General features: G+C 66.4%; 6 protein-coding genes. 3 read left to right on the forward strand and 3 right to left on the reverse strand.

Annotated elements, in window-relative coordinates; all coding sequences use genetic code 11:
• Window positions 1-133: 133 nt before the first annotated feature.
• Entirely contained in the window at window positions 134-1,399 is a 1,266-nt protein-coding gene (locus ACFV15_RS32645) for an extracellular solute-binding protein (protein WP_378355192.1), read from the forward strand.
• Window positions 1,400-1,585: 186 nt separating this feature from the next.
• Here ACFV15_RS32645 and ACFV15_RS32650 read toward each other — a convergent pair whose 3' ends face one another.
• From ACFV15_RS32650 to ACFV15_RS32660, 3 genes are all read right to left on the reverse strand, one after another.
• A complete protein-coding gene (locus ACFV15_RS32650) occupies window positions 1,586-3,400 on the reverse strand; it encodes a glycoside hydrolase family 6 protein (RefSeq protein ID WP_378355194.1) in 1,815 nt (604 codons plus the stop codon).
• Window positions 3,401-3,433: 33 nt separating this feature from the next.
• On the reverse strand, window positions 3,434-4,537 hold the full coding sequence (locus tag ACFV15_RS32655; protein ID WP_378355196.1) for a cellulose binding domain-containing protein: 1,104 nt from the start codon (window positions 4,535-4,537) through the stop codon (window positions 3,434-3,436).
• Between the two features lie 180 nt (window positions 4,538-4,717).
• Window positions 4,718-4,924, reverse strand: coding sequence for a hypothetical protein (locus ACFV15_RS32660; protein ID WP_378355197.1), 207 nt, complete (start codon window positions 4,922-4,924; stop codon window positions 4,718-4,720).
• 316 nt (window positions 4,925-5,240) lie between these two features.
• On the opposite strand from ACFV15_RS32660, the gene ACFV15_RS32665 reads away from it, so the two are divergent.
• Both ACFV15_RS32665 and ACFV15_RS32670 read left to right on the forward strand, forming a co-directional pair.
• Entirely contained in the window at window positions 5,241-8,153 is a 2,913-nt protein-coding gene (locus ACFV15_RS32665; RefSeq protein ID WP_378355199.1) for a glycoside hydrolase family 48 protein, read from the forward strand.
• A gap of 13 nt (window positions 8,154-8,166) precedes the next feature.
• Entirely contained in the window at window positions 8,167-9,663 is a 1,497-nt protein-coding gene (locus tag ACFV15_RS32670) for a cellulase family glycosylhydrolase (RefSeq protein ID WP_378355200.1), read from the forward strand.
• Window positions 9,664-9,732 lie beyond the last annotated feature (69 nt).

The raw sequence follows: 9,732 nt of genomic DNA on the forward strand, positions 1-9,732 counted from the left end.
TCTTTTTTTATTACCCCACCCCCGCCCCGGGGTCGGGGTACAATTTGGCCGGCGCTGGGGTTGTCGCGGCGGGGGGTGCACCCCTGCCCCACCACCCGCTCCCCCCCCACGGCCGCGGAGAGGATGAACGGAGATGACCCGAAGACGATCAGCGTGGATCGTGGCGGCCGCGGTGTGCGTGCTCACCGGAAGCTGCGGATCCACCACGCCGCAACAGATCACCCTGACCATCGCCACCTTCGGCCAGTTCGGCTACGAAGACCTGCTCGCGGCCTACCGGTTCAACCACCCCGGGATCACGATCCGGCAGGAGCGCGCCGACCAGGGCGGACCGTACCACCAGGACCTGCTGACGAAACTGAAGACGGGCCAGGGTCTCGCCGACATCCAGGCCGTCGAAGAGGGCCACCTGGCCGACGTGCTCGCCGAGTCCGCGAAGTTCAACGACCTCGCGCGGATCGGCCCGCGCGAGGTGCGGCCCGAGCGGTGGCTGCCGTGGAAATACGAGGCCGGGCGCACCAAAGACGGCAAGCTCATCGGCTACGGCACCGACATCGGCCCGCTCGCCATGTGCTACCGCAAGGACCTGCTGCAAGCGGCGGGGCTGCCCACCGACCCCGGCTCGGTCAAGGCGATGTTCGCGACCTGGGATAGCTATTTCCGCGCTGGCGAGGGATATGTCCGGCGCTCAAAGGGAAAACCGTGGTTCGACTCGGCTCCGCAGACGTTCAACGCCATGGTCAATCAGCTGCCCGTCGGCTACCTCGACACTGAGAATCACTCGACACTCGAGACCAACACCGCGATCAAGGCCGCGTGGAACAAGATCACCGCGGCCGTCGCACAGGGACAATCGGCGGGATTGACCGCGTTCGCCGACGACGAGAACAATGGCCTGCGGCTGGGCGGCTTCGCGACAAAGGTCTGTCCATCGTGGATGCTCGGCGTGATCGAGAAGGAAGCAGGCCTGGACAACGCTGGCAAATGGGCGATCGTCGACGCGTTCCCGGATGGCGGCGGCAACTGGGGCGGCTCCTACCTCACGGTTCCGCAGGCGAGCGCGCACCCGAAGGAAGCCGCCGAACTCGCCGCCTGGCTCACCGCGCCCGAGCAGCAGCTCACCGCGTTCCGCATCAGCGGGAACTTCCCCAGCCAGGTCGCCGCGCTGGAGTCACCCGACCTGCTCAGCGAGCAGAACAGCTACTTCGGTGGCGCGTTGTTCGGGCAGGTCTTCGTGGCACAGGCACGGAAGGTGGCCAAGCCGCAGTACAAAGGCCCCGGTGACGGTCAGATCCAGGAGTCGGTGGTCGCGCCCGCGCTCAACTCCGTCGAACACGGCGCCGATCCCGACGCCGCCTGGCAGCAGGTGCTGCTCGGCGTACATCGAATCGTTCCGTAAGCCAAGACTCGTGAGTGTTTTCGCCGGTTAGAACCGGCCGTACCACTCACGACCCCCACGCCCAAGCCGAGTCCACGAGCGCGCCACCTTTGCGTTTCCCCTCAGAACCGTCGGCAACACTGACGAGTCTTTGGTGGACCCCGGACCAGGCGGCGGCTCCTGTGGCGCCGCCCGGCCCGGGAAGTATTACTGCACCGGCGGGTAAGCGTTCTGGACCAGTTGCTCGAACTGAGCCTGGAACCACTTACCGGCCAACGGCGAGTCCGGCAACGCGCCGGTCAGGTTGCCGCCATTGGCCTGCTGGGTACCGCGGAACGTCGGGTCGCACATGGGGTCGAAACCCTTGCCTTCGTCGTTCGGGATCGCCTTGCTGGCACCGTCGGACTCACCCGGCGGCTTGATCCAGACGTAGGCGTCGAAGTGCGGCGCCGGTGAAACCGTCGGGCGTGCGCCCAGCCCGGCACCGCTCTGGTTGCACCAGTTGCCGCGGTGCAGCCGCCGGTCGACCCTGCCCGAGTTGACGTAAGCGTCCACAGTGGACCCGGAGGCGCCATCGGGGCGAGCCGCGCCGCCCCAGCCGCTGCGCGAGGTGTCGATCAGCATGCCGATGTTGCTCGGCAGTCCGGCGGCGACGAACGCGTTGTACATCGCGGTGCCGTAGCTGGATTCGCTGAAGTACGGGTTCCACTCGTAGAACTTCGCCGACTTGATCGGCTGCCCACCCACCGTGAACAGCGGGTCAGGCAGATTGGGCTCGGTCACCGGCGTGTAGTTCGCCGTCGAGCTGATGAACCCGTCGATGCTGTTCACTCCCGCGCTCGTGCCACGCAGCAGCTGCGTCACCGAGTTCACGAACGGGCCGAAGTTGCTGTCCCAGCCAAGCCATGCCGAGTGCGCGATGTCCAGATACGTGTAGACATTGCCCAACGCGTGCAGCTTGTTCAACGCGTACTGGATGCCCTGCACATACGCACCACTGGACTGCGCCTCGGAACACTTGGGCAACGACAGGTTCGTGACCAGGTTGGGCAGCGAGTCGGGCTCGACCACCGTGACGATCCGCAGCGACTTGTACTTCTGGTCGGCCAGGATCGACGCGATCGGGTCGATGTACTCGCTCTTGTACCTGGCAAGTCCGTTCTGCGCGACGAGCAGCTCACCGTTGGACGCCAGCGCGGAGCAGTCACGGTTCGGCAGGTCGTAGATGACGATCTGGATCGTCACCGGCGTGCTGCCGCTCTGCTGCGCCAATGCCGCGTCGAGATGCCCGCGCAGGCTTCGCGCGCCACCCCCGCCCGCGATCGCGGCGATGCGGTCGAGCCACACGGCCGTCGAGGTGTTCGCCACCTTGGCCATCTTCGCGCCGAGGTCGCCGCCCTTCGCCGCGGCCGCCGCGTTCACCGAACCGGCCCAGTCCGGGTTCACGTAGCCCTTCGCACCGGCGTAGGGATTGTCCACGTGGGACCCTGGATCGGTCGGCGTGGTCGGAGTCGTCGGGGTGGTGGGGGTCGTCGGCGTGGTCGGAGTCGTTGGCGTGGTCGGTGTGGTGGGGGTCGTCGGGCCGGTCGTCCCGTCACAGCGCACGCCGTTCAGCGAGAACGACCCCGGGATGTCATTCGTGCCCGAATAGGACCCGTTGAACCCGAAGGACGCCGAAGCGTTGGACCCGAGCCCTGGAGCCCAGCTGGGATTCGACGCACCGACATGCTTGCCGGACTGGGCGAACTCGGCGTTCCAGCCCTGCTGCACCTGCTGGTTGCCGCCGAAGTCCCACTCGACCTTCCAGGCGCCGGTGATCGCGTTGCCCAGGTTGGTGACCGAGAGGTTCGCGGTGAACCCGGTGTCCCATTGGTTGACCGAGTAGGTCACCTTGCACCCGGTGGCCGCACCGGCCGGGGTACCACCGATCACCAGCAGCCCGGCGGTGAGGGTTGCGGCCGCCACGGCGGACGCCACGGCCAGCGGCGCCTTCCGTTTCGAGAACCACAATGGACTCTTCATTGAGTGTGCTCCTTTGTCTTTCGCGGGTCTGGGTCAGGTGGTGCAGGCGGTTTGACCGAGTGCGAATCCGCTGGGTGTGCTGGTGGAGTTGCCGGTGGCTTGGAAGCCGATGGCGACACTGGCGCCAGGCGCGAGATTCGACGCCCATGAGGGCGCCTTCGCCGTCACGTGCTGCCCGGACTGGCTGACTGTCGCGTTCCAGCCGCTGGTGATCTGGGTGCCGGAGGGCATGTTCCAGCCGAGCGTCCAGTCGTTGAGCGTGCCCGAGCCGGTGTTCTTCACCGTGGCGGTCGCGGTGAATCCGCCGTTCCAGGCGTTGTCGACGTGGTAGTTCACCGCACACGCCCCCGACGGGCCAGGACCAGGACCGGGGTTGCTGCCCGCGTTGACGTCGGCGGAGAACGAGTTGACCGCGAGGCCGGCGCCGCCGTTCCACGGCTCGAAACCGGCCTGCACGCTGGTCAGGTACCAGGAGCCGTCGACTCGGGTGCGGGCGTCGACGTCACGCACGAAGTCCATGACGTTGAACGACATGCTCGTCACGGCCGACGGGGCCACATAGGAGACGACGTCGTTGCCGCCGTTGTTGCCCTGCCACACTTCCCAGCCGCGCCCGTTGATGTTCGTCGTGCCGACCGGGCTGCCGATCGGCTGGATCGAACCCTGGCGGTTGAACCAGATCATCAGCTCCATCTGGTTCACACCGGTGGTCTTCGCGGTCGGGTCCATCCAGATGTCATAGGCGGCGTCGTAGGTCGCTCCGCCCACATAGGAGTAAGTGATCGAAGACGGCATGCTGCCGATCTGGTTGAGCTGCCGGGGCAGGTTGGTGCCCGGCGAGCAGGCGCCGTAGTGACAGCCCACGTAGATCGCCGGGTACGACACCGGCGCGCCGTTGGTGGAAGACGAGCCCTGCTGGGTCTGGATCTGGAACCCGTTGCCGGTGGCGTTGATGCACTGCTGTGCGTTGGTGCCCCAGCGGTTGTTCATCACGATGTACTTGCCACCGACCGTGGTCGACCCGAATTGTTCGCAGATCTGCGTGTCCGCGTGCGCGGCCGGTGCCGCGACGACGACCGGTGCCGTGACGCCTGCCAGTGCCAGCCCGGCCGCGGATAGGGCATACCTCAGTTTCATGTGCTGTCTCCACCTCATTGTGACGCGCGACTGGGAGCGCTCTCAGATCAGCCATACTGATGAAACCACAGTGAAACCTCCCAGCAAAGAGTCTTTTTGTGATCAAGTTTCGTTGCGAATTCGTTACTTGACACTCACGGCGTTGGGCCGCTTAATTGCCAATTCGATTCCAGTGGAAGATCACCGACCTGATGCCTGCTTTTTTTCGCGCTCCGCGCGCCGGCCACAGGTGATCATTTTCCGCGCAGCCACCGAGTTGATCTCATGTCGTCGGCGTTGGAATTGTCGAATTTCGACAATTTCGCGAGCAGACTTCTTCTCGCGACCAGCGGCAAAGGGGTATGCATCGAGATCGAAAACGATGATTCGGCAGATACCGCCGATCACGTTCCGAAACCTCCCTAAATTCGTAATTTTCGCTATATCAGATATCTCGCGTATTGGCGTGCTCATGCATTCGGCGCTATCGATCCGCGAGACCGCTCGCGCACCGTGACGCCCCGCTCCGCCGAACGGGTGGGACCCGGGAGTGGCACTACGATATTCCGGCGAACAATGCGATAGCCCAGCGCTGTCATTGGCGTCATCCCGACTGCGCGCTGTCGATTTTGGTGCTTTACAGGCACGTAACACGGTAGCTACCGTCTCGCCCTGGAAGCGCTCCCAGATCGCTGGCCCCTCGACGGACAAAGGAGTTCCGGCCATGCGTTGGTCCCTGAGACGGCGTGCGTTCACGCTCGCATTAGGCACGGCGGTGACCGCCGCCGTGCTGACCGCACCTCCCCCGGCGCTCGGCGCCGATGTCGCCTGCACCATCACCTACACGACGAACGACTGGGATGCGGGCTTCACCGCCAACATCTCCCTGCGCAACGACGGCGCGCCCTTCGACAGCTGGCGCGTCGGCTGGACCTTCCCCGACGGGCAGAAGGTCCAGCAGGGCTGGAGCGCGACGTTCGCGCAGACCGGTGCGGCGGTGACGGCCACCAGCTTGTCCTACAACGGTCATCTCGACACCGGCGCCAGCACGACCTTCGGTTTCAACGGCAGCAAGAGCGGCGCCAACCGCCCGCCGACGGACTTCTCCGTCAACGGCACCGCCTGCACCGGCGCGAACAAGGCGCCGACCGTCAGCCTGACCGCGCCTTCACCGACCGGCACCTACTACGCGCCGGCGACCGTGCCACTGGCGGCGACCGCAGCGGACAGCGACGGCACGGTGGCCAAGGTCGAGTTCTACGCCGGGGACACGCTGCTGGCGACGGACACGACCGCGCCCTATGAAGGAAGCTGGGGCAACGTCCCTGCCGGGACCTACACGGTCACAGCCAAGGCGTACGACAACAGGAACGCGTCGACCACCTCCAGCCCGGTGCAGGTGAAAGTCCTTTCCGGACCGTCCATTGTGGCCACTCCGCCGACCGGCCAGGTCAAGCAGGGCAGCACGACGAAGTTCGGGCTCACGCTGGCGGGCGCGCCCGCCGCACCGGTCACGGTCACCGTCGCCAGGACGGCAGGCAGCACCGACCTGACCGCCACCCCGGCGTCACTGACGTTCACCCCTGCCAACTGGAACGTGGCACAGAACGTCACCGTCGCCAGCGCGGACAACGGCGGCGCGCTCGGCAGCGCCACCTTCACCGCGAGCAGCGCGGGGTACGCCCCCGCGGCCGTCACGATCACCGAGATCTCGTCGTCCACCTCGACTTACCAGGAGGAGTTCCTCAAGCTGTACAACAAGATCAAGGATCCGGCCAGCGGCTACTTCCGCAAGTTCGGCACCCTGCTGGTGCCGTACCACTCGGTGGAGTCGCTGATCGTCGAGGCCCCGGATCACGGGCACGAGACGACGTCGGAGGCGTTCAGCTACTACCTGTGGCTCGAGGCTTCCTATGGGCGGATCACCGGGGACTGGTCGTCGTTCAACACGGCCTGGACGTCACTGGAGACCTACGCGATCCCGTCGGCGGCCGATCAGCCCAGCAACAGCGGGTACAACGCGGCGAAGCCGGCGACCTACGCGGCGGAGTACCCGAGCCCGAAGTCGTATCCGTCGCAACTGCAGAGCGGAATCCCTGTCGGCTCCGACCCCATCGCGGCCGAACTGAAGGCGGCATACGGATCGCCGGACGTCTACGGCATGCACTGGCTGCTCGACGTGGACAACATCTACGGGTTCGGGCACTGCGGGGACGGCACGAACACCGCGCCCGCGTTCATCAACACGTTCCAGCGTGGCTCACAGGAGTCGGTGTGGGAGACCGTCACGCAGCCCAGCTGCGACACGATGAAGTTCGGCGGTAAGAACGGGTATCTCGACCTGTTCACCGGCGACTCCTCCTACGCCAAGCAGTGGAAGTACACCGACGCTCCGGACGCGGACGCCCGCGTGGTGCAGGTGGCCTTCCAGGCGCAGAACTGGGCGAAGGCGCAGGGTAAGGGCGGCGACGTCGCGGCCGTGGTGAAGAAGGCGTCGAAGATGGGCGACTACCTGCGGTATTCGCTGTTCGACAAGTACTTCAAGAAGATCGGCAACTGCGTCGGCCCCGCCACCTGTCCCGCCGGGACCGGTAAGGACAGCGAGCACTACCTCATCTCGTGGTACTACGCCTGGGGCGGCTCGCTCGACCCGAACAGCCCGTGGGCGTGGCGGATCGGCGACGGTGCGGCGCACCAGGGGTACCAGAACCCGTTGGCCGCGTACGCGCTTTCGGCCGACCCCGGACTGAAGGTGACCTCGGCGACCGGTGCCGCGGACTGGGCGACCAGTCTCGGCAGGCAGCTGGAATTCCTGCAGTGGCTGCAATCCGCCGACGGCGGTATCGCGGGCGGTGCCACCAACAGCTGGGACGGCCAGTACGCCGCTCCCCCGGCCGGTTCGTCGACGTTCTACGGGATGTTCTACGACCACCAGCCCGTCTGGCACGACCCGCCGAGCAATCAGTGGTTCGGGTTCCAGACCTGGGGCATGGAACGGATCGCCGAGTACTACCAGGCGACCAAGGACGCGCGCGCCAAGAAGATACTCGACAAGTGGGTCCCCTGGGCGATCGCGGGCACCACGGTCGGCACCGGCGGATCGTTCCAGATCCCGTCGGACCTGACCTGGAGCGGCGCGCCGGACAACTGGAACGCCACCAGCCCCGGTGCGAACGCCGGCCTGCGCGTCACGGTGAAGAACTACAGCCAGGACGTCGGTGTCGCCGCGTCGCTCGCCAAGACGCTGCTGTACTACGCGTCCGGCTCGGGCAACGCACAGGCGAAGACCGTCGGCGAGCAGCTGCTCACCGCGCTGACGGCCAACGCCGACGCGAAGGGGATCGCGGTGCCGGAGACGCGGACGGACTACAACCGCTTCGACGACACCTACAACGCGGGCACCGACCAGGGGCTGTACGTGCCCCCAGGCTGGACGGGCAAGATGCCGAACGGCGACCCGATCAGCGCGAGCTCGACGTTCGGTTCGATCAGGTCGTTCTACAAGAGCGATCCACAGTGGTCGAAGGTGCAGTCCTATTTGGACGGTGGCGCGGCACCGACGTTCACCTATCACCGGTTCTGGGCGCAGGCGGAGATCGCCACGGCGTTCGCCGCCCACGTGGACCTGTTCGGCTGACAAGGAAATCATGATGAAGCGGCTACTCGCTTTCGTGGCCGCCGTACTGACCGGGGGCGCCGTTCTGGCGGCGTCCCCGGCCACCGCGGCCACCCCCGGTTTCTGGCACACCTCCGGGGCCCAGATCGTCGACGCGTCCGGCGCGCCGGTGCGGATGACCGGGATCAACTGGTTCGGCGCGGAGACGGCCAACTACTCGCCGCACGGCCTGTGGTCCCGCGGCTACCGCGACATGCTCGACCAGATGGCAGGCCTCGGCTACAACACGTTGCGCATGCCCTACTCCAACCAGCTGTTCGACGCCGGGTCGGCGCCGAACAGCATCGACTACGCCAAGAATCCGGATCTGCAAGGACTCAACGGCCGGCAGATCCTCGACAAGATCGTCGCGTATGCCGGCGTGAAGGGCATGCGCGTCCTGCTGGACCGGCACCGGCCGGACTCCGGCGCGCAGTCCCCGCTCTGGTACACCAGCGCGTACCCGGAAAGCCGGTGGATCGCCGACTGGACCATGCTCGCCAGGCACTACCAGGGCAACCCCACGGTCATCGGCGCCGATCTGCACAATGAGCCGCACGCGATCCAAGGTGGCGGCGGGGCATGCTGGGGCTGCGGTGATGCCGCCACCGACTGGCGGCTCGCCGCCGAACGCGCGGGCAACGCCGTGCTCGCGGCCAACCCGGACTGGCTGATCGTCGTCGAGGGCATCGACTGCGTCGACGGCACCGGCGAGCCGCGCTGCGGCTGGTGGGGCGGAAACCTCACGGGGGCCAAGCAGTTCCCGGTCCGGCTGTCCAAACCGGACAAGCTGGTGTACTCGGCGCACGAGTACGCGACCTCGGTGTTCCCGCAGCCGTGGTTCTCGGACCCGGCGTTCCCGTCGAACCTGCCCGGGCTGTGGGATCACTTCTTCGGCTACCTGAAGAAGCAGAACATCGCGCCGGTGCTGCTCGGCGAGTTCGGCAGCACGCTCACCGACCCACGCGACAAGGTCTGGCTGCGGGAACTGATGAAGTACGCGGGAACGGGGGCCGGTGGCACGAGCTTCACCTACTGGTCGTGGAACCCCAACTCCGGCGACACCGGCGGCATCCTCAACGACGACTGGACCACGGTGAACCAGGCCAAGCAGTCGATACTGCAGCCGTACCTGATCCCGCCCTCCGGCGGTAGCGGTCCTGGCCCTGATCCGGTGGGGGCGTGTGCGGTGAACTACCACGTCGACAACGCCTGGAACGGCGGATTCACCGCGACCGCCACACTCAAGAACACCGGTACCGCGACCCTCGACGACTGGGCACTCGGCTGGAACATGCCCGCCGGCACCCAGATCACCAGCGGCTGGAACGCCACCGTCAACCAGTCCGGGCAGCACGTGACGGCCAAGGCGCCCACATGGGCACCCAACCTCGCGCCCGGCGCCAGCGTCGCCATCGGCTTCCAAGCCACCGGCAACTCCACCAGCACACCCAGCGGATTCGCACTCGGTCAAACCGCCTGTACCACCTGACCACCGATGAAAGATGCCGGGACCGGTCGTGAGTGGTATGGCCGGTTAGAACCGGCCATACCACTCACG

The organism is Amycolatopsis sp. NPDC059657 (assembly GCF_042734395.1).
In the GTDB taxonomy this organism is placed as follows: Bacteria; Actinomycetota; Actinomycetes; order Mycobacteriales; family Pseudonocardiaceae; genus Amycolatopsis.